This is a genomic window from Paenibacillus sp. FSL H7-0331, assembly GCF_001956045.1.
Genome location: NZ_MRTH01000018.1, coordinates 42568 through 63544, shown reverse-complemented (window position 1 = coordinate 63544; position 20977 = coordinate 42568). Strand labels below are relative to the sequence as shown.

The window sequence follows — 20977 nt, the reverse complement described above, 5'->3', positions numbered from 1 at the left end:
GCATGATCATGCTTTGGGAGCTCCGATGACTCGATTACGACTGGCGGCAATTCCGAAAATAAGCAGCAAGAAGGTGATGACCAGCAGCAAGATAAGAGGTACATACCATCCGTTGGTCACATCATGCAGATAACCGAATAGAGTAGGGCCGAGCGCAGCTAACAAATAACCGACTGATTGAGCCATACCAGATAACTCGGCTGCGTCATGCGCATTGGCTGTTCGTAGTCCGAAAAAGGTCATCGCCAAGCTGAAAGAACAACCCGCTCCGATCCCGATCAAGATCGACCACAGCAGAACCAGATGATTCCCTGAAAGCAGTCCTCCAATACCGATGAAGAAACACAATGCTGTCGCAACGGTAAGCGCGATTTGATTTTTCATGCGTCCAGCCAGGATGGGCACGATAAAGGTAAGCGGAAGTATTGCGAGCTGCATCAAGGAAAGCACCCAGCCTGCGGAATCCGAGCTCAACCCTTGGCTTTTCAAAATATCTGGCAGCCAGGAAATGACGACATAAAAAAGCATCGACTGTAGTCCCATATAGATCGTCACGTGCCAAGCGAGTGATGACTTCCATACATTCGTGCGTTTTTCGCTCGACTTCGTAATAAGTGCTTTATGCTGCTGACGCCCTAGCTGGGGTATCCAGATAAGAATGGCTATAACAGCTAACACACCCCACAGACCCAATGCCCCCTTCCAGCCTAATCCTGTATGAGTAGCTATCGGAACACTGATTCCCGAAGCAATTGCACCGCTAAGATTCATCGCAACGGCATAAACGCCGATCATGACTCCAATTTGTAAAGGGTACTTTTCTTTAATCAGACTTGGCATCAGTACATTGCAAATGGATATGGCAAGGCCCAATAGAACCGTTCCGAGCAGTAGTAAACCGATATTCGATGATGAACGGACAACAATACCAATAACCAACAAAATTAATGATCCCAACAATACAGGGGACATGCCAAACCGGCGAGCCAACCTCGGCGCCAGCGGTGACAACAAGGCAAAAGCAATTAACGGTAGTGTCGTGATCATGCCTGCTAATGTATTCGATAAGCCCAAATCATGTCGAATTGTCCCAATCAACGGTCCTACCGAAGTGATCGGGGCGCGTAAATTGGCCGCGATTAATATAATTCCAAGTAAAAGCAGCCATCCAGTAGAGGCTGAAGCCGCTTGAGCATGGAGTGTATGTGGTTGAGCTTTCATTTATAGGTCCTCCTGCTCGATGAAGTGTCTAACTTCTTTAATAAACTGCTGCACCTGCTTGGCCGCCGCATCGGGATCTTGCGCGAATATGGCTTCTACCAGCTGATCGTGTTTATCCAGCGGTAGGTTATCCGAGACTTGCTTCTTTAAAATAACGGTAATTGAATCCTGAATTGCTTCCGTAATATGCTCATACAGGTCAATCAGCATACGATTACCGGTTGATTCAACAATGGTCTGATGCAGCTTCATATCCGCGTCCACATATCGTTCCAAATCGTGTTGGTTGTACAATGTCTGGCATTCCTGTTGATAGAAGCGGATTTTCGCTAAATCCTCATCAGTACGCCTTTCAGCTGATAGCTTGGCAGCTTCTTGCTCCAGAGCATTTCGAACCTCCAGCGTATCCAATAAGCCGGATTTTTGGACACGTCGTTGAATAGCCGCACCAAGCGTGCTGCTAGAAGATACATAGGTACCATCACCCTGCTTCGTCACTAGCACGCCGGCATGACACAATGCTTTTATACCTTCACGTAATGTATTGCGGCTGACATTCAGATCAAGAACCAGATCCGGTTCCGGCGGAATTTTGGTCCCAAGCGGCCAGACTCCGGATTCAATCATGGCTTCAATTTGAATAATGACTTGATCAACAAGGGTAAGTCGTGTCGTTTTTTGCAGCAAATTTAAAACCTCCAAACGTAGGATGATTTGATGAATTGTATCTTAACATATTATATTTGTTTTGAAAACCCATAGACAGTAAATTACCGCGATGACTAATTACAAAATCAATTGAACAATGTTCACGAATGGGGTAAAATACTACAATTAGTAGCGTAATTATTAGGAACTTATTCATATGTCAATCATAGAAATTGAGGTATCAGAAACGATGAAAATGAGGGTATCCGCTGTACAATATCATCTGCACACCATTAATAGTTTTGAAGAGTTTGCCAAACAAGTAGAACATTATGTCCACATAGCTGAGGAGTACGAGTCGGAATTTGTGTTGTTTCCTGAGCTGTTCACGACCCAATTAATGTCCATAGGTGACGAGAACGGACAACCGCTGCCAATTGAAGCACTGCCTGGTTATACTGAGTCTTATGTGGACTTGTTCAAGGGGCTGGCTATGAAAACGGGCATGCATTTGATAGGGGGAACACATGTTACCTCCGAGCAGGGAAAGCTGTTTAACACGGCCTATTTATTTTATCCGGATGGACGTATCGCCACACAGAACAAGCTGCACATTACACCTGCGGAAATCAAGGAATGGAATATGGGTGCAGGAGATTTGCTTCAGGTATTTGATACGGATAAGGGACGTATTGCTATTCTGGTATGCTATGATGTGGAATTTCCGGAGATTGTTCGGATGGCCCGAGCTCGCGGCGCTGATGTATTATTCTGTCCGTCTTGCACGTATGACCGTCACGGCTATCATCGGGTACGGTATACATGTCACGCACGTACGATCGAAAATCAGATTTATGTTGTTACCACGGGAACTGTAGGTGCACTACCTACGGTTGACTTTATGCGCAGCAATTTTGGTCAGGCTGCGGTATTGACGCCTAATGATGTTCCGTTTCCTCCGGGGGGTATTATGGCTCAAGGCGAGTTAAATGATGATATGGTGATCACCGCTGATCTGGATTTGCAGCTGCTTGCAGAAGTGAGAGAACGGGGTTCGGTGACGACATGGCGGGATCGCAGAACCGACCTGTATACGGATTGGTCGTAGACCGTAGACAAGGAGGCCATTTGAATTGAGCGAGGGTAAGGAAACAGCTGAATTAATGGATAATCACAAGGATCGTTATTTCAAAGAGTTATTTGTTTATCATGGTGACAAGCCGCTACGAGCGCTGATCCGAAACTATTCACATGAAGATTTTGATGCGTTGATTCATATTCAACAGGAAAGCTTTCCTCCGCCTTTTCCATCAGAGCTCTGGTGGAACAAGGAGCAGTTGAACGAACATGTGAGCAGATTTCCCGAGGGTGCCTTGTGTATGGAGGTAGAAGGGGAGATTGTCGGGTCGATGACGAGTCTTCGAATAGATACGCATACGGAGCAGACGGGTCACAGTTGGGCAGAAGTTACAGATAACGGGTATATACGAACGCATGTTCCTGGTGGCGGCACACTGTATGTTGTTGATGTTTGTATTCATCCAAATAGCCGCAAGCTTGGTTTGGGCAAATGGTTGATGCAATCGATGTATGAGGTTACGGTACAGCTGGGTTTAGACCGACTGCTGGGTGGGGGTCGTATGCCGGGATATCATAAGGTTGCCAGTGAGCTTACGGTACAGCAATATGTGCAAGCGATATTGGATGGACGATGCAAGGACCCGGTTATCAGTTTTTTGATGCGCTGCGGCCGTACTCCGGTGGATATCGTTGCGAACTATTTGGAGGATGAGGAATCCTGCAACTACGGGCTGCTGATGGAGTGGCGGAATCCTTTTAAACGCAAGTGATAGACATGAATGTGGGAAATGAATTACATCAATAGCAGGGAGTGTTGAGGATGGATTTTGTACGAATTACAAGTATCGAGGACCCGAATTTTTTATTAATGCATGAGCTGATGAAAAAGGTATTTCCGCCTGAGGAAGTTTATGAATATTCGCTATGGAAGGAACCGCTCGAGGATCCGGGTATTCGTGTATTTGTAGCCATTCATGAAGGGGTAGTGGTTGGCGCGACTGAATACCGTTACTATGATGATTTGCAGGTTGCGATGACGGATTTCACGATTATTGGTCAGGCAGGTCTTGGTATCGGACGGTTCATGGCAGCTAAACGGATGGCAGATTTGCAGCAGCAGGCTGCGTTATCCGGTCGTTCGATGCTTGGCATGTTTGCTGAAATTTACGATCCTTACCGTATTGAAGGCCATGAATTTGGCGGTATTAAGCCGATGGATCCGTATGTGCGCCGCGAGGTTCTGTCTCATTTGGGCTACCAACGCCTGGAATTGGATTATGTACATCCTTCCTGGGAGAACAATGGCGAAGCGGTTGAAGTGCTGGATTTATGCTTCATGCCGATCGACGATAGCTGCACGGAGGTATCTGCCTCGTTGATTGTGCAGTTTCTGACACGCTATTATTCGGTTCTGCCCGATAAGCCGTCACAATGGCAGAAAATGATTGAAGGCTTGAAGCAGCGGGATACGGTAGCTTTATTTCCTCTATAAAACGGTAGTAGAGGCGCCAAGAGCATGTATTTGTAAGGTGCTGCATTAGGACTTTCATTGAATTAAAAAAAAATGCCCGCCGCCTGAATTATCGATTCTGGGCGGCGGGCTTGGTGTGTTTGGAAACGAAAATTCGAGTTATTTGTGTTACAATGAGGTCACCACTTGATCGATAATACCATATTCCTGTGCCTCTTCCGAGGACATGAAGTAATCGCGATCCATATCTTTTTCCACCTTTTCAAGCGGCTGACCGGTTCTTTCGGAAGTAATCCGGTTTAATCGTTCTCGAATACCGATAATCCGCTTGGCACTGATAGCAATATCACTGGCTTGACCTTGCGTTCCACCATGCGGTTGATGAATCATGATCTCGCTGTTCGGGAGTGCAAATCGTTTGCCTTTGGCTCCTGCGAGCAGCAGAATGGCTGCGAATGAAGCTGCAAAGCCTGTGCATATGGTGTGTACCGGAGGCTTCACGAACTGCATGGTATCATAGATGGCAAATCCTGCTGAGGTAGAACCGCCAGGGCTGTTAATATAGAGACTAATTTCTTTCTCAGGATCCTCCGCAGCCAGAAATAGCAATTGAGCTGTAATACTATTGGCCATCTGGTCATCAATTGCGGCGCCAAGAAATACGATTCGGTCCTTGAGCAGCCTTGAATAAATATCGTAAGAACGTTCGCCGCGACCGGTTTGCTCCACCACATAAGGCACATAATTGTTGTTCATTTGCTTACCTCCATTATGAATATTGGTTTGGTTATCTGCTTTCCATCAGCAAACGAATTCAATAAGGAAAAGGATACGGTGTTAATTTTTTTAGAAGCTGCGTATCCTTATTCAGGGTTCATTCGTTATCATATTGAAGCTATGTATTGTCATTAACCAGGCAAAGGAGAGAGCTGTATGATCTTAGCTGGTACCATAGAAAGCAAGGAACCAACAATAGAAGAGGCTAACGGTACGAATTGGGCAAAACTGCAAATGACCGTTAAAAGGTACTGTTTGTCGATTACGGGGTCCAGTTGGGATGCAGAGGATTTGGCTCAGGATACGTGGCTGAAAGCTACACGCGTACTTCAAGTGACGGGACATGCGAATCCAGAGGCTTACATGTTGAGGATAGCAAAGAACACGTGGATCGATCGATTGCGAAGAAACAGCAGCCTGTCCTTAATCCTCCAACAGGAGCAGCGGCAGACGATTATGCCGGATCATGGTGTTGCTATGGAATTGGAGACTGCTTTTCTGGCGCTCATCAAGCATATGTCTGCTTTGCAAAGAACGGTTTTTTTATTGCGGGATGTACTTGGCTATTCGATCATAGAGGCGGCACAGTTGCTGCAAACGACAGAAGGTGCGATCAAAGCGGCGCTTCACCGAGCTCGTCAATCATTGAAAGCCGTCAGATCGGATCTGGAGCAAGATGTGCTTGTTTTACCTGATGAAGAGAGCTCCAAGGCATTGCTGCAGATGCTGGTAGCGGCTTATCAAATGGGGGATATTGCGGTGCTGGTAGAACTTGTTCAGCGGGATCAGCTTGAACCTGCTGTGGCAATTGGAATTGCTCGCAATCATCTTCAGTCCAGACAAACATCTGCCTCCAAGCGTTATGCCAAGCTGCCTTCGCACACTTCACATTGTGTCAAGATGGCCGCATAATCAGTTTATGCAAGCAAATAGAAGGCTCTGGAAGCCTCTGTGCATGTGTACAGCACAAAGAGGCTGATTCCCCGAAAGCATGGTGGGGAACAGCCTCTTTTTAATGATCAACCGCTTCAGCTGCGGCTATTTGGTCCTGGTCCTGCGTAAGCTCCTGCACTTTTTTCCATTGCTCCAGGTGTTTTTCCAGATTGTCGACAAGCAGCTTCACGCTGGCATGAAAGCTTTCTTTATCGTTGTCATATATATCCTCATAGGAACGGAGCACCTCATCAGATAGCGGGCTGTAGGAGGGAAGAGTGGCAAGTAATCGCTGCAGTGTACTATCGATAAGAACCTCTGTCACTGCATTCGACGTTGCTTCCTTTACGGGTTCGTTTACTAATCGTGAAGCAGATTGATGCTCGGATTCATTACCCGATTTATGCTCGGGATCGGAATTGAGTCCTTTTGCGGGTTCCGTCAAGCTTGCCGCTGCGGCTGGATTGGCCTCGGTTGGAGGTTGTTCGGGAGTCCGTTTATCCGATTTATCGGCCTTCGTCGCGGCTTTGGCCTCAGCTTGCTTCGATCTTTCCGCTCTATTTTGTTCAAATACGGACCATGTTTCTATAAGCTCATAGCCGGATTTATAGAGCAGCTTCGCTTTCGTATTGTCGGAAATATCTTTATCCTTGAACAGCTTGGCGATTTTCTTGACATCACTTACTGACAGCTCATCCCTGGCGACCATCAGTGCCAACGAGTCCCGGTATTCAATCGGCAAATCCTTGAGAGGCAGCACCTGTAGCTCGGTGAGCTTGTCCTTCCTGATTTCAGTTCCGCTTACTATCAGCTTTTTGACAGCATTGCTGAATTTAAGCAGGTCACATTTGTTCTTGATATAGCTTTCTGGCTTACCCAGCTTACTGGAAAGATATTTGGTTGAACTGCTGAACTTCGGGTCCTTGAGCAGCTTATTAAAGGCATCCGCCTCTTCAATTGGTGAAAAGCCTTCCCGCGTCAAATTCTCGGCGATCTGCTCCAGATAAATTTCCAGCTCATCGGTCACTTCCGAAACAATGCAGGGGATGGTGGGCTTACCCAAGGTACTGCATGCTTTATAACGGCGGTTCCCATAAATAATTTTATATCGGCCATCCTTAGTCGTTCTTACCTTGATTGGAGATAAAAGGCCAAGCTCTGCGATGCTGTTCATCAACTCCTGCAAGGAATCCTCGTCAAATTGATAGCGGGGCTGATCCGTATCTTCATCAATTAAATATGTAGGTATTTGCACAATGTCCATTCGATTACTCCTATTCGTTCAGTTAATTCGCCGGATCGTGAGTCCGGTGGGGTTAGCGTTATACCTACCATTATATAACATGGTTCGAGCTGTGAAAATGGGTTGCCTGCCAAGGCTCGAACGAGGTCGGAAAAATAAGCTCTCCCAGCAGCAAAAAAGGAACGAAGCGGAGGCTCCATTCCTTTCCTATACATCTATGGATAAGTACGAGACCTGATAGGTTCTCATTCTTGCTTTAAGGGAAAATAGGTATCGAATACTTGTCACCTTGTGCGGAATACAGCAGTGCTTGGGAGCGGAACAGGTCGATACGCACTAAAGACTCCTTCAGGTTAGATATCGTTAATCGATTCTTCTGCAGCGCAGACAGTAAAGAAGGAATTATGTGTGAATCCGCCCCGAATAAAAATACCGGTACCGAATTTTCCTGGAATGAAATGTTAGTAGTTACCACCGATAACAGCCTCCTTAATTTGACATGTTATTTATTACACATGTTGGAGGGAAGTGAAACAGTAGATAGAGGCATTTTTGAGGGAAATCTGGACTGAACCAAGTGGAAGGTAGGGACAATTATGTAGTCTTCCTCAAAAACTGCCATTAGCGGCGCATCTCGTATAAGCCGCATTTGGGGCTATTTCTGTTATCCCATCGAAAGTCCACCCGCAACAGGTGTATACGTCCCTGTCATAAAACGAGCATCGTCACTTGCCAGAAAAGCGATAACTCCTGCAATATCTTCAGGTTCGGCTACACGGCCAAGTGGCGTGAAATTACTAATCATCATTTTTTCTTGTTCTGACAAATAGGCTGTTGCATCTGTTTGCACCAATCCAGGTGCGACCACATTGGCATGAATGCCCTGTGGACCGAATTCCTGTGCGATGTATGTAGAGAACGTATCAAGTGCACCCTTTGCCGTACCATGAGCGATCATATGATGGGAAGGATCCTTACCCAGCGTGCTTGAAATATAAATAATACGTCCAAACTGCTTCTCGATCATGAATGGGATAACTGCTTTTGTCATCTGAAAAGCGGCTTTTAATTCATCATTTAGTTTTTGCGAGAATGCCTCCCACGACATCTCGGCAAACGGCTTTGCTTGGAAAGACATATTTGCATTGCTTACCAATATATCGATGCGTCCCAAAGACTTCTTTGCCGCCGCGACAAGCTTTAACACCTGGTCCGGTTCACGAACATCGGCTTGCAGTGCAATAGCCTCACCGTTATTTGCTCGAATATGGGATACTACTTCTTCAGCAGCATCCATATTCGATAAATAATTCACAACCACTTTTGCGCCCCGTGAGGATAATAGAATCGAGACTGCACGTCCGATACCTCTAGCACCGCCAGTAACGATTGCCACTTTTCCTTGAAGATTCATTGTTATTACCACCTTTGTCAGATTATTTATTTACCATTCAGACCATTATCCATTCTTATTGAGAACAGCGTGTCCGGAATCGAGATACAAAGCGGATATGTCCAAAGCCATTTTTCTGACCTCAGCAGCAATATGGGCAGGCTCCAGAATAATCAAATCGGTTTTATAATGAAGCAAAAAGCCAATGATCCATTTCCCATCAGGAAATGTGGTCCGCACAAGAAGTGAACCATCCGGCATCCTTTCGATCTCATTTTCATCAAACCGATCCGCAGCGGACACTTTAGCCTCACCTGTGAATCGAAGGACAAGATCGACCGTCTGTTGATGTTGGGGCGTTCCCCATCGTTCATTCAGTTTAGTAAGTGTCATAGCCCGGCGATTGAAGGATTCATCCAGGACCTGCATATCCCGAAGACGTGAAAGCTTGAAAATCCGGTAATCCGTGCGGTTCAAACAGTAACCGTGCAAATACCAGGAATATTTTTTGAGCACAAGTCCCATCGGCTCGACACAACGTTCTGATTCTTCACCTTGGCCGTCTGTATAGGTAAAACGGATTAACTTTTTGTCATTTACGGATTTTTGCAGAGACTCATATTTGCTTCGTTCGGTCTCACTGTTTCTCCATGGGGTAAAATCGATTAGAACCTGATCGCGTTCAGCTAAACGTCCTTGTTCTGCTTGTGAGACCAGTGCCCCTACTTTATCAAGCAGCCGGTCTACATGGGTATGATTCAACGCTTGTGTCGACTGGAGACCGCGCAGCGCTGTAAAGAGGGCAAGTAGGTCATCAAAAGATAACATCTGTCGGTCCATACGAAAGCTGTCCATAATTTCATAGCCGCCTTCTGTACCTGTATACGATACAATCGGGATTCCAGCCAGGCTCAATGACTCCAAATCGCGGTAAATCGTCCGTAAAGATACTTCAAGCCGATCAGCCAGCTCTTGCGCTTGCACACGTCTGCGGTTTAATAAAAGAATCGTGATGGCCATTAGCCGTTCGAGTTTCATTGATGCACCTCCAATTTCGGGCAATATTACATTAATCATATACCATAATTCCCGACAACTGTGAGTCCAGATCCAATTTACAAATGTTAATGTGAAGCGGAGTAACCATCCGTATCTGTCGCTTGAGCCAATTTCTCTCGACTCATAATGAAGGCAGCGCTTAGTGCCAATACTGCCGGGATGAGGCTCCATGCAAAGGTGCCGACGATGGAAGACGATAGCCCCTCCGTAATCGTATTCAGTGTGTTTCCGTCCATCGATTGGCGGATTGCGGGATTCATCAGAACATAGGGGTCGCTAAAGTTGATATTCTTCGGTATATTCGTTCCGCTACTACCAAATGCCTGCGTCAGCTTATCTGTTAGTGAGTGACTCTGAATGATGCCGAATATCGTAATACCAAGTGTCATGCCGAGCGAACGATTGAAGTTCTGTGTAGAAGTAGCCGCTCCTCGCTGTGCAGCAGGGAACGAATGAATGGCAGCGCTGCTGAGTACCGAGAAGGAAGCACCGATGCCCAGACCTACGAGGATCATATACACTGTGATTAGTAAACGCGAAGATTCCGTTGACAGTGTGGTTAGAAGTGCCATTCCGGCGATCAGGATGATAAGTGTAGGAATCAGGATGGTCCGATAGGGCAGCTTAGACATTAAGAATCCACCCACAGTTGCAGTTACGACTGACCCGACCATCATCGGAAGCAGTATAAGTCCGGCGTTCGTCGCAGTGCCGCCTAGTACGCCTTGAATGTAGATGGGTATGAACATGGATGCGGTTATGAACGTCGCTCCGCCGAGCATCGCAACCAGATTGCTTGTCGCATAGAGCCGATTACGGAACATGCGGAATGAAATGATGGGCTCAGCTGCCTTTTTTTCTACAAAGACAAGCAAAATAGTAAGAATCGCGAAGCCTGCAAACAAGCCCAAAATTTGCGGTGATCCCCATGCATACGCTTTGCCGCCGAGCTCAACACCGAACATGAGGCAGATGATCGCTCCAACCAACAGGAAGCCGCCAAGAAAATCGATTTTCTGCTTGGAATGCTCTGTCGATTCTTTGTAGAAAAACACAATCAAGACGAACGCAATCAAACCGAGCGGTAAATTGATGTAAAATATCCAAACCCAATTCAAATAGTCGGTTATATAACCGCCGAGCAGCGGAGCGGCAACACTCGACATGCCGAACAAAGCACCGAACATGCCTGTCATTTTTCCTCTATTCTCAGGTGGAACGACATCGAACATGATCGTGAACGCTATCGATACCATCGCGCCCGCACCGATACCTTGTATCGCTCTATAAGCACTAAGCTGAACGATCGATTCCGCCAATCCGCATAAAGCAGATCCAATCATAAATACGACGATACCGAATACAAAAAAACGTTTGCGTCCATACATATCGGACAGTTTGCCAAATATCGGCATGCCCGCCATCTCCGCCACCATATAGGCCGAAGTGGCCCAGACAAATTTATCGAGACCGCCAATCTCACCAACAATTGTTCCCATCGCCGTCGCCACAATCGTGTTATCCATCGAGGCCATCAGGATAGCGAGCATTAGTCCTGTAATGATAACCCCCATTTTGTTCTGCACTTGTTTCATTTGAATCCCGTTCCTTTCTGTTATCAAGTTGAATGGTGAAGCCGTACTTGAAGCAATCATAAACCATCCTTGTTGACAACAGTATGTCAGGAACGAGTTATCAAGTGAAAATAAGTGATGCATTTTTCGAACTTTCACAAGCAGGGGGGAGGAATTTGATTACATAACTATTATTATGTAAACTAAATATCGTTATTTGATTAGAGTAGTCGAGAGGTTGCTTTTTTGTAGGCCCAAATCGGATGTAATCTTACATGAAATGCAGCAAATCTGGTAAAATGATGATTATATCTTTTAATCAAGGGATGAGAATATCAATTAATGATACATAATATTAATAATGTTAACTAAATGGCTGTTAGGTCGTTAACATTGGGAGGAACGAACTATGAATATTGGAATTGATGCCGGAGGAACACTGATCAAAATCGCCTATATGGAGCACAATTCGCTTATTTTAAACAAATTTCCGGTTTCCGAGCTGGATCATGTAGCAGATTGGATTAATGGGAGGGACAATGCCCGAATTTGTATGACCGGTGGAAAGGCTTCTACGCTGCAGTCTCTCATCCACCTTAAAGCTGCGGAACTGGTTGAATTTGATGCTACCTGTAGAGGGGTGGAATATTTTTTGGAAAAGCTCGGTGTAACGGAGAGCCAGTATGTGGTCACCAATGTTGGCACGGGCACTTCGATCCACTTGATAGACAGCGGCCAACACCGGCGGCTTGGCGGTACAGGAGTTGGAGGCGGGACCTTGATAGGCTTATCTCAATTGTTAACAGGGTTAACAAATTACGAAGAAATTATACTAGCGGCAGCCAAAGGATCACGTGATCGAATCGATCTAAAGGTCAGTCATATTTATGAGGGAGTTGAGCCGCCAATCCCTGGTGACCTGACAGCAAGCAATTTTGGACGTATTTTGCAAGGGGCTTCCCATCCTCCTTTTTCCAGAGAAGAGCTGTTAGCGTCTGTAGTCGGTTTAGTAGGAGAAACGGTTGCTACGGTTAGCGTACTTGCTGCCGGGCAGTCGGGGGCGACCACCGTTATTTTTATTGGTTCCTCGTTTATTGGGAATAATCTGCTTAAAGATGTGGTGCAGCGTTATACGAAGCTAAGAGGGGCAGCGCCTTTGTTTATTGAAAATGGTGAGTATGCGGGAGCTATAGGCGCTTGGCTGCATGAGGATTAAGGATGGATCCACACGTAGAAAGGTACAGGATTGCTTTTTTATTAGTTTAGATATATACTGATAATGAGTTTAGTGCTAAACCAATATATGATTACCGTTATACAAGAGGGATGATGCTATTGTGGCAGACAATGAAATGCACGCTTTAAGCAAACAGGAAAAGCGGTTAGGCATATTGCTGTGGTTTCGGCTATCCCGCTTCTATAACCAAAGCATTCGTGAAACCAATTCGCATTTGAAAAAATGGGACATAACCGCAGCGCAGTTTGATGTGTTGGCCCAAGTGGGCGCGGCGGGACGTATCAGTCAGCAGGATTTGGCCGACAAGCTCGTCGTAACCAAAGGCAATATTGCCCAGATCATTCAAAAGGTTGAAGAGCTTGGGTGGATTACGCGTGAACAGGATTGGAAAACCAAGTATGTATCATTAACAGCAGAGGGTAAGGCCTTATTCGATGATGTTGTTCCTATGCAGGAGCAATTCCAGGCGGCTCAATTTAACAATCTGAATCCTTCGGAACAGAAGCAACTGCTGGATTTGTTAAAAAAACTAAAATCGTAAAGGATGGATCAACATGAACGTTAAAGGAATTCATCATTTATCGGCTATGACTGGGGATGCACCCGGCAATTTCAAGTTCTATACCGAAGTTCTAGGTATGCGATTGATCAAAAAAACCGTCAACCAGGATGATACATCCGCTTATCATCTATTCTATGGGGACGAACGGGGCAATCCAGGAACCGAGCTAACGTTCTTTGACTTTCCCGGTATCGGGCCGACTCGTGCGGGAGCAAGCAGCATTTCGGGTACTTCCTTGCGGGTACCGAGTGACACGGCGCTGAAATATTGGCTGGACCGTTTTGCAGAGCATGGCGTCAAGCATACAGCCATTACAGAATTTGCAGGCCGTAACGTTATTTTCTTCGAGGATCCGGAAGGTCAGCAGCTCTTACTTGTTTCTGATGAGACAAATTCAGGCGTGAAGGGTGGTATTCCATGGGATCAAAGTCCGGTACCTGCCGAATTCGGTATTATTGGACTCGGACCAGTAAAGCTTACAGTTCGCAAGCCCGATTCTACACTGGCCGCTCTCAAGTTGATCGGCTTTACGGAGAAGAATCGAATCCCTGCATTGGTTAAAGGGCAAGAAGATATAATCGTTATGCAGGTAGGGGCAGGGGGATCAGGTTCAGAAGTGCAGGTTGAGCCACGTAGTGATCTGTCAGTCGCCGCGCTTGGCAAGGGTGGTGTGCATCATGTGGCTTTTCGCGTGGATGACAAGGAAGAATTGCTTAGCTGGATTGAGGTGCTGAATAAAGCGGGATTACGTAATTCCGGATTCGTGGAAAGATATTATTTCCGTTCCTTGTACTTCCGTGAACCTAACGGTATTTTATTTGAGCTCGCAACAGACGGTCCCGGATTTGATACAGATGAGCCTTTTGAAACCTTGGGTGAATCTCTAGCTTTACCGCCGTTCCTGGAGGATCAACGCCAATCGATTGAAGCTAACCTGAGGCCACTTTCTACCAAGCGCACAGTTTAAGCACAATAGGCTGAAGATGCAGACCCCTGAATATAAGCTTCAGGGGTTTTTATTTACCCTTAATGCGATTGAACTTACGAGTGATGCTTTATTATTAACGGGAACGGTTCGTATGATTCAAAGTAAACAAATAATTGTATAGACTTGCATGCTTCAATTCATCTAAGATGATCCCAAATACGGTGTCTCGATAAATACCAGCTGGCAGACCAAACCATATTTTTCGATATTTCTCGACTGCAGACAATTCACCTCGAAGAGCCCTCTGTAATCCTTCGATATAGGATTCTACCCGCTCATATTTTTCATTGCTGATGCCTGTTATTTCATGACCGGTTATCTCTTTATACATACCCCGGAACATACGATTATGACCGCGTTCATCATCACGTATTGAAGCAATTATCGATGATTGCTCTGAGTTTGGGGCCATTTTGATAAGTTCATCATAAAATAACTCATCATTTCGCTCACCTTGGACGGCTTCTCTTATTAAATTTAGTGCTTGCGAGGTAGATACGGACCAGACTGGCTTAAACGTGGATCTACTCCAATAAGGATTGATCACATACATACAATAAACCTCCAGTTGTTCATTTTATGATTGATAACAGATTATGTGTAAATGCCTAATTGGGTTACAGGTCTCTCGCTATGCGATTCCATTGTCAGCGATTAAGGATCATGCCAGTCAATCAGTATCGACAAGCACAGGTTTTAAATTTATAATGTAATTCGTGCATAAATTAGAAGAGGGGGGTCGCTAATGGGTATCGAAATCGAAAAAAAATTTTTATTACCAGCGTTCCCGCAGGCTGAGCTGGATCAGGCGAATGTTACGTTGATTTCAAAGCAAACGATTTATCAAACTTACCTGGCTTTTTCCAAGGATGAGGAAATCAGGGTACGCCAGCTGATAGATGTTGACGGAACCTGCCACTATACGCATACATTTAAGTCAGGACATGGCATGGTTAGAGAAGAAATCGAATATACCATTTCAGAGGCTATTTATCAGCAATTATTGTCTCGTTCAGGGTTGGTTCCTTTGGAAAAAGTGCGTACTTCGGTGGATCATCAAGGTACTTTATATGAAATAGACGAATACAAGCAAATAGCGCTTGTGGTTGTAGAGGTCGAGTTTCCGGATCTCCATGCAGCGCAAAGGTTCGAAGCACCGGATTGGTTTGGTAAGGAGCTTGGACAAGAGGAAGAATTCCGCAACAAAACGCTGTGGATCCAGCTTCAGACATCCATCTAAGGATCGAGCTGATTATCGAGAAGTTGACTTTTCTACGAAAAGTCCTGAGGAGGAATAACGATGTCTTTAATCAAAACCTTAAATTCCCAAGATGAATTCGTTGGGTTTTATCTCATCAAGGAGCTGGAAATCAAACAAACCAATTCCACGCCCGCAAAGGATTATCTGGATATTGTTCTGTGTGATGCGACCGGACAGCTTCCGGCAAAATACTGGGATGCCAGTACGACCGATAAGGAGACTTTTTTTCCTATGGGACTGGTTCGTGTACAGGGATTGGTGCAAACCTATAGAGAAAAGCTGCAGATCAAAATCATCAAAATACGCAAAGCTACCGATGATGACGGTGTATTCTTGACTGATTTTATCCGTTCGGCACCGATCCGTCCCGTTGATCTGATTTATACGATCAAGCAGGCCATGGACAGTATTCAAGACAAAGAAATGCATACTATAGTTTCATTTTGTGTGAAAAAGGTTGAAGAGAGGCTGATGCATTACCCAGCTGCCAAAACCCATCACCATGCCTATTTTGCGGGCTTGGCCTATCATATGGTTCGCATGCTCGAACTGGGTGATTTTATTTGCAAGCAGCGGCCATTTTTGAACCCGGATCTGCTTACTGCTGGAATAATCCTTCATGACATTGCCAAGCCGGAGGAAATGACCGCTCAACTCGGGATCGTATCCGAATACAGCGTCCATGGCAAGCTGTTAGGTCATATTTCAATGGCTTCAAACTGGATTACAGAAGCAGCTATTCTTTCTAACATAGATTTAAATTCGGATCGTGTTCTGGCGCTTCAGCATATGGTCTTGTCACATCATAACTCTGGTGAGTGGGGCAGTCCTGTGCAGCCTCAAATTCCAGAAGCGATTGCTCTTCATCATATTGACACCATAGATGCCAAGCTTCAGATGGTTGAGGATGCACTGGATACAACCCCGGAAGCCGAGAATTGGACTCAATCGATCCGTGGATTAGAAAATAAAGCCATCTACAGGATGAAATTATAAAAAGATGAATTTAGACTATTCAGAATATTTCTTTCATCAATAAGATTACATAACAAATATTATGTAAACTAACAAAACGAACCTTTATAAAATCGATGAGATGGTTATAATAAAATCGAAGTAAAAGAACTGTCCTCCATGATATGCAAATAGCAATAGCAGCCCAGATAGGCTGCTATTTGTTGTGTTAATTGATTTCGATCAAGTGGAATAAAATGTAAGGTCTATCAGGTTGTTGCGAACGGAATTAATTCTCCCGAGGTTTGATGGGCCTGAAGTATGGCAGCAAGCAGCCCTGGAAAACGGGCTTCGAGATCTTCGGTGCGAATCGAAAGGAAGCGCTGTGTTCCTTGCATACGGACATGAACAATCCCGGCTTCACGCAGTGTACGGGCATGATGGGAAACCGTTGACTTCACGACGGGAACATCAATATCCCCACAGGTCCGTTCGCCGGATTTATATATCGTATCGACAAGATAAAGACGGATTGGATCACTTAGGGCATAAAGGACGGAAGACAGATGGATATCGGCTCGGTCTGGATGAAATAAAATTTTCATTTGAGATCCTCCTTTATTCTACAAAAACTGATGATTGCATTTTATCATATCTCATGCTATATTTCAATTGTTCGATTGTAATAGAACTATCAAATACGAAAGAGGGTTCCCGATGTCAACAACATCTATTCCGTCATCAGCCACAGAAGCTGCTAAGCCCTTCCTGAAGGAAGGCAAGGTGACATTACTGCTTGGATTTTCGATTGTTCTTGTCATCATGAACACGATGATGTTTAACTTGGCGCTGCCGGATGTATCGCGCGCATTCGGGATCTCGACGGCTTCAACCTCATGGATCGTAACCGGCTACTCGATCATATTTGCGATTTCAACGATTACGTTCAGCCGACTGTCTGATTTCATTCCGATTCGCCGTTTATTTATTATCGGACTTGTCTTGCTTGGAGTCGCCGCGGTCGGTGGATTTTTCAGCAGTAGCTTTATACCGCTACTGATCGTTCGCATTGTGCAGGCATCTGGAGCAGGCTCTATTCCAGCTCTCTCGCTTGTTCTGGTAACGCGTTATATTCCTTTGGAGCGGCGCGGCAAAGCCATGGCAACCGTGATGTCTGCTGCCGCACTGGGTCTGGGTCTTGGTCCCGTAGTTGGTGGGGGAATCGTGGAGTACTTAGGCTGGCACTATTTATTTGTAGTTACTGCAGTTGTGCTCGTTTTGATTCCATTTTACTGGATGCTTCTTCCGAAAGAGCAGCCAGCTAAAGGCTCCTTTGACGCGTTAGGCGCGTTTTTCGTGGCGGTAGGGACTACAGGACTGCTGTTATTTCTAACGAATCAATCCTGGACAGCACTGGCAGCAGGATTAGCCGCGCTTGCTCTGTTTATTATCCGGATCAATCGGGCAGCAGATCCTTTTGTGCAGCCGATATTGTTCCGTAATCGTGCGTACTTGACGTTAGGCGCAGTCGGAGTCGTGACGTATCTGTGCAGCTTTGCAACACTGTTTCTGATGCCGCAAATTCTGGTTCACCGGTTCGAGCTTAGTGCGAGCGTCTCCGGACTTATCATTTTCCCTGGTTCCTTGCTCGCTATGATTTTATCCCGTCGAGTGGGTCGAATTATCGATAGCTACGGCAATGGTGCTATTATACGTTATGTACCCCTGTTAGTACTCGTTTCTGTTGTACTGTTCGCTTTATTTGCCAGCACCTCATATATCGCTGTCATGTTTATTTATATGCTGCTCAGCGTTGGTTTTACTTTCCTGTCAAGTGCCATTTCCAATGAAATGTCGCGAATATTACCGAAATCACAGTTGGGTTCGGGTCTTGGGCTGTTCCAATTGCTTCAGTTCTTCAGCGGGGCATTCGGGGTGGCTATAACGGCTAGTGCTTTAGTATGGCAGAAACAATTACCGCTATCCATCGCTTACGGCAATATTTATTGGGGATTGACGATCATTGTGCTTGCTTCAATCGGTTGTTCTTACCTGTATCGTCGTTATAGCTTGCACTCAGTGCAGGAATCTGGATAAATGTGGATGTTACACAAAACTGCTTATAAAGTTCGCTAACCAATAAACGTAAACAAAAAAAGATTACATAATATATATTATGTAATCTTTTTTTGTTGTTCTATTTTTGTTCGTATTCAGGAATACGTAGATAAATAAGACAGAAGTAATCCATTTTATAATTTACGACTATTTCAAGTTGGATAAACGGTAGTTAAATACCTCATAAATTGAGGGAATTATACCTTTTTTCAGCGGCAGCGAGAATTTCAGACTTTCTGCATCTGATTATGGATTGAACTTCCCATCTACAATACTTTCACTCAAGGGCCTACGGCCATTCGGTTGTTCTTTATCCTGAAAGCTCTCATGAAGGGCTTCCTTCGTTCCAGGATAGCCGAGTGCAATTACCGCATGCAGTTCGATTTCATCCGGCACATCCAAAACAATACGGGCCTTGTCTTTATCATAGCCACCCACCGCACGCGTCGTAAGACCCAGTATTCGTGCCTGCAAAGCAATAGATGCCCAAGCTGCCCCGGTATCAAAAGCATGCGAACGATTCGGCTCTCCATCAGCTCGAAGCTTATCGGAGGCCAACAATAGAAGCACCGGGGTAAAGTCAGTCCAAAGTCTGTTGTTCGGTCTGATAAACTCCTCAAATCGTTTCCGCTGCTCTGGAGTCCTGGCGACAATAAAACGCCATGGCTGCAAATTACTCGACGATGGAGCCCAACGGGCAGCCTCCAGAATTGTATACAGCACATCGTCCGGCACACTTCGAGTTTCATAAGAACGCGAGGACCAGCGATTTAAAAACAATGGATAAACCGGGTAATCAGCCTTACGGGTAGCGTCAACTTCAGGTAAAATACTTTCTACAAATACAGATGTAGTCATACTTGATCCCAGCCCTTTCTCTCATTCCATGTAATTTAAAAAGAGACCTCCTGTATAAGGAAGTCTCCGAAAATACGGTCGACTATTGCGCTTAAATCATAGTAAACACATGCGATTAGTGTTTTAATGGTATCAATCGGAATTGAAAATGTCAATGGAATTTTTAATTGACAGTTCATTAATGGATTGCTATATTCTTATTATTCATATCGGAATAATTATTTATCATCCTATTTGAAAAATTTTTTGGTATTTCATAACATGTTTGGACACCGTTAAAACGGAGACATAGATATCCTTTTTATTATTTTTATTTCAAATTCTTTTAAAAGAAGGAGTGAGCTGTATGGGAAATGCCGTTGTTGTGAAGAAGGATTTTCGGATTGATCTGGAAAACGAATTATTTATTCGAGGAGAGGTTACGCTTGTTGAGGAACAGATCAAAAAACCGGTTTTGGTGATCAGCCACGGGTTTAGAGGATATAAAGATTGGGGATTCTGGCCTTATGTTGCAACTTGGTTTGCAGAACGCGGATTCTACGTAGTACATTTTGACTTTTCACGTGTGGGTGCCCTGAACAGCGGAGCCGATGAGGCTTCCGTTCAAAAACTGAGTACAGTGTCCAGAGAATTATCTGATTTGGATGCTGTATTGGCTCATCTAAGAGAGCACAAGCTGCCTCTGGCTGAGCAAGCCGAAACAGAACGTATCACCCTGCTGGGGCACAGTAGGGCAGGTGGAAGCAACATCATCTTCGCCGCCGAGCATTCATATATTGGCTCAGTTATCGCCTGGAACGGCGGACCTTCTCCTAAGGCAGCTGCCGGAAACCCGAACCCCTTTATTAATGATGATGTGGAGCATAACAAGCAGAGATTCGACACAGCTCGTCTTCTTGCTTCTCTTACGGTTCCAGTGCTTATTATCCAAGGAGGCAAGGATCGGGAAGCTTTGCTTGAGGGTCAGCGACTATTGAAGGAAGCGGCTCCAAATCAAACCTATGTCAGCATACCCGATGCGGATCATTCTTTTGGAGGAGAGCATCCATTTCATCACACAACCCCGTATCTGGAGGAAGCATTAGAAGTTACACATAGCTTTATAACAAAACATTACTAAAATGTTGAATTAGTTGGTATTTATAAAATAGCTGACTGGAACACCAGAAGCATGGGCTTTAAGTCCATGCTAATTTTATGTTATAACGAGAGGAAGGATTAAATGATGAAAGCAGATATTACATTTGATGATGCCTTGGTGAATGTTAATTTGATGGGAACCGACCAGAAGCAAATACCTTTTTTACTTAATGCGCTTAAGAAGAACACATTAACTGTATCCAATATAGAAAAACCTCTTGTGAAAATTGATTTATTTGACTCAGAAGCTTTTCTTTATTCTCTCGATGGAAACAAGTATCGTATTCCTATATTTTGAAAGCCGGCTTTTGATAGATGAGCTTCCAGGCCACTGTTCATGTGGAATCAGGAAATATTGTTATAAAGCTTGCTAAGCAATAAGAACAAAACAAAAAAAGATTACATAATATTTATTATGTAATCTTTTTTTGTTCTATTTTAGTTCGTATGAAGGAATCTA

General features: G+C 44.9%; 23 protein-coding genes. 12 read left to right on the top strand and 11 right to left on the bottom strand.

All coding sequences use genetic code 11. From position 1 onward, the window contains the following. Nucleotides 1-6 precede the first annotated feature (6 nt). Together BK127_RS24310 and BK127_RS24305 are read right to left on the bottom strand one after the other, a co-directional pair. Nucleotides 7-1221: a CynX/NimT family MFS transporter gene (locus tag BK127_RS24310; RefSeq protein ID WP_076234114.1), complete on the bottom strand. Its 1215-nt coding sequence runs from the start codon at nucleotides 1219-1221 to the stop codon at nucleotides 7-9. Next, nucleotides 1222-1908, bottom strand: coding sequence for a FadR/GntR family transcriptional regulator (locus BK127_RS24305; protein WP_076234113.1), 687 nt, complete (start codon nucleotides 1906-1908; stop codon nucleotides 1222-1224). A 211-nt stretch (nucleotides 1909-2119) separates the two neighbouring features. Between BK127_RS24305 and BK127_RS24300 the strand changes: the two genes are divergently transcribed. The 3 genes from BK127_RS24300 to BK127_RS24290 are packed head-to-tail and all read left to right on the top strand — an operon-like array spanning nucleotide 2120 to nucleotide 4441. Beyond that, nucleotides 2120-2977, top strand: coding sequence for a carbon-nitrogen hydrolase family protein (locus tag BK127_RS24300; RefSeq protein ID WP_076234201.1), 858 nt, complete (start codon nucleotides 2120-2122; stop codon nucleotides 2975-2977). A gap of 55 nt (nucleotides 2978-3032) precedes the next feature. After that, a complete protein-coding gene (locus tag BK127_RS24295) occupies nucleotides 3033-3719 on the top strand; it encodes a GNAT family N-acetyltransferase (protein ID WP_076234200.1) in 687 nt (228 codons plus the stop codon). Between the two features lie 50 nt (nucleotides 3720-3769). Continuing rightward, a complete protein-coding gene (locus tag BK127_RS24290; RefSeq protein ID WP_076234112.1) occupies nucleotides 3770-4441 on the top strand; it encodes a GNAT family acetyltransferase in 672 nt (223 codons plus the stop codon). 147 nt (nucleotides 4442-4588) lie between these two features. Here the strand turns inward: BK127_RS24290 and clpP are convergent, their stop codons facing one another. Further along, entirely contained in the window at nucleotides 4589-5176 is a 588-nt protein-coding gene (gene clpP, locus BK127_RS24285) for an ATP-dependent Clp endopeptidase proteolytic subunit ClpP (RefSeq protein ID WP_076234111.1), read from the bottom strand. Nucleotides 5177-5353: 177 nt separating this feature from the next. Between clpP and BK127_RS24280 the strand changes: the two genes are divergently transcribed. After that, nucleotides 5354-6109: an RNA polymerase sigma factor gene (locus BK127_RS24280; protein WP_076234110.1), complete on the top strand. Its 756-nt coding sequence runs from the start codon at nucleotides 5354-5356 to the stop codon at nucleotides 6107-6109. A gap of 100 nt (nucleotides 6110-6209) precedes the next feature. Here the strand turns inward: BK127_RS24280 and BK127_RS24275 are convergent, their stop codons facing one another. The 5 genes from BK127_RS24275 to BK127_RS24255 form a co-directional block, all read right to left on the bottom strand. Next, on the bottom strand, nucleotides 6210-7394 hold the full coding sequence (locus BK127_RS24275) for a ParB/RepB/Spo0J family partition protein (protein WP_076234109.1): 1185 nt from the start codon (nucleotides 7392-7394) through the stop codon (nucleotides 6210-6212). A gap of 235 nt (nucleotides 7395-7629) precedes the next feature. Continuing rightward, nucleotides 7630-7848: a hypothetical protein gene (locus tag BK127_RS24270; protein WP_256711426.1), complete on the bottom strand. Its 219-nt coding sequence runs from the start codon at nucleotides 7846-7848 to the stop codon at nucleotides 7630-7632. A gap of 189 nt (nucleotides 7849-8037) precedes the next feature. Next, nucleotides 8038-8787 carry an SDR family NAD(P)-dependent oxidoreductase gene (locus BK127_RS24265; RefSeq protein ID WP_076234107.1) on the bottom strand — a complete coding sequence of 250 codons (750 nt, stop codon included), beginning with the start codon at nucleotides 8785-8787 and terminating at the stop codon, nucleotides 8038-8040. Nucleotides 8788-8832: 45 nt separating this feature from the next. Next, nucleotides 8833-9804, bottom strand: a complete 972-nt coding sequence (locus BK127_RS24260; RefSeq protein ID WP_083689538.1) for a helix-turn-helix transcriptional regulator — start codon at nucleotides 9802-9804, stop codon at nucleotides 8833-8835. 86 nt (nucleotides 9805-9890) lie between these two features. Then, nucleotides 9891-11420, bottom strand: coding sequence for an MDR family MFS transporter (locus BK127_RS24255; protein ID WP_076234199.1), 1530 nt, complete (start codon nucleotides 11418-11420; stop codon nucleotides 9891-9893). Between the two features lie 388 nt (nucleotides 11421-11808). Here BK127_RS24255 and coaW point away from each other — a divergent pair, with 388 nt between their 5' ends. From coaW to BK127_RS24240, 3 genes are all read left to right on the top strand, one after another. Continuing rightward, nucleotides 11809-12615: a type II pantothenate kinase gene (coaW, locus tag BK127_RS24250; protein WP_076234105.1), complete on the top strand. Its 807-nt coding sequence runs from the start codon at nucleotides 11809-11811 to the stop codon at nucleotides 12613-12615. 136 nt (nucleotides 12616-12751) lie between these two features. Then, nucleotides 12752-13177 carry a MarR family winged helix-turn-helix transcriptional regulator gene (locus BK127_RS24245; RefSeq protein WP_076234198.1) on the top strand — a complete coding sequence of 142 codons (426 nt, stop codon included), beginning with the start codon at nucleotides 12752-12754 and terminating at the stop codon, nucleotides 13175-13177. 13 nt (nucleotides 13178-13190) lie between these two features. After that, the gene (locus BK127_RS24240) at nucleotides 13191-14165 is read left to right on the top strand and encodes a ring-cleaving dioxygenase (RefSeq protein WP_076234104.1); all 975 of its coding nucleotides are present in this window, start codon (nucleotides 13191-13193) and stop codon (nucleotides 14163-14165) included. Between the two features lie 94 nt (nucleotides 14166-14259). Here the strand turns inward: BK127_RS24240 and BK127_RS24235 are convergent, their stop codons facing one another. Next, complete coding sequence (locus BK127_RS24235; protein ID WP_076234103.1) at nucleotides 14260-14739, bottom strand: ferritin family protein; 480 nt, start codon at nucleotides 14737-14739, stop codon at nucleotides 14260-14262. A gap of 192 nt (nucleotides 14740-14931) precedes the next feature. On the opposite strand from BK127_RS24235, the gene BK127_RS24230 reads away from it, so the two are divergent. Together BK127_RS24230 and BK127_RS24225 are read left to right on the top strand one after the other, a co-directional pair. Continuing rightward, the gene (locus tag BK127_RS24230) at nucleotides 14932-15426 is read left to right on the top strand and encodes a CYTH domain-containing protein (protein ID WP_076234102.1); all 495 of its coding nucleotides are present in this window, start codon (nucleotides 14932-14934) and stop codon (nucleotides 15424-15426) included. Between the two features lie 60 nt (nucleotides 15427-15486). Continuing rightward, the gene (locus BK127_RS24225; protein ID WP_076234101.1) at nucleotides 15487-16443 is read left to right on the top strand and encodes a 3'-5' exoribonuclease YhaM family protein; all 957 of its coding nucleotides are present in this window, start codon (nucleotides 15487-15489) and stop codon (nucleotides 16441-16443) included. Between the two features lie 227 nt (nucleotides 16444-16670). On the opposite strand, the gene BK127_RS24220 is transcribed toward BK127_RS24225, so the two are convergent. After that, entirely contained in the window at nucleotides 16671-17006 is a 336-nt protein-coding gene (locus BK127_RS24220) for an ArsR/SmtB family transcription factor (protein WP_076234100.1), read from the bottom strand. 112 nt (nucleotides 17007-17118) lie between these two features. Here BK127_RS24220 and BK127_RS24215 point away from each other — a divergent pair, with 112 nt between their 5' ends. After that, nucleotides 17119-18498, top strand: coding sequence for an MFS transporter (locus tag BK127_RS24215; RefSeq protein ID WP_083689537.1), 1380 nt, complete (start codon nucleotides 17119-17121; stop codon nucleotides 18496-18498). 267 nt (nucleotides 18499-18765) lie between these two features. On the opposite strand, the gene BK127_RS24210 is transcribed toward BK127_RS24215, so the two are convergent. Continuing rightward, nucleotides 18766-19377, bottom strand: a complete 612-nt coding sequence (locus BK127_RS24210; RefSeq protein ID WP_076234099.1) for a nitroreductase family protein — start codon at nucleotides 19375-19377, stop codon at nucleotides 18766-18768. A 346-nt stretch (nucleotides 19378-19723) separates the two neighbouring features. Here BK127_RS24210 and BK127_RS24205 point away from each other — a divergent pair, with 346 nt between their 5' ends. Together BK127_RS24205 and BK127_RS24200 are read left to right on the top strand one after the other, a co-directional pair. Then, the gene (locus tag BK127_RS24205) at nucleotides 19724-20497 is read left to right on the top strand and encodes an alpha/beta hydrolase family protein (RefSeq protein WP_076234098.1); all 774 of its coding nucleotides are present in this window, start codon (nucleotides 19724-19726) and stop codon (nucleotides 20495-20497) included. 105 nt (nucleotides 20498-20602) lie between these two features. Beyond that, complete coding sequence (locus BK127_RS24200) at nucleotides 20603-20815, top strand: hypothetical protein (protein WP_256711425.1); 213 nt, start codon at nucleotides 20603-20605, stop codon at nucleotides 20813-20815. Nucleotides 20816-20977: the final 162 nt, after the last annotated feature.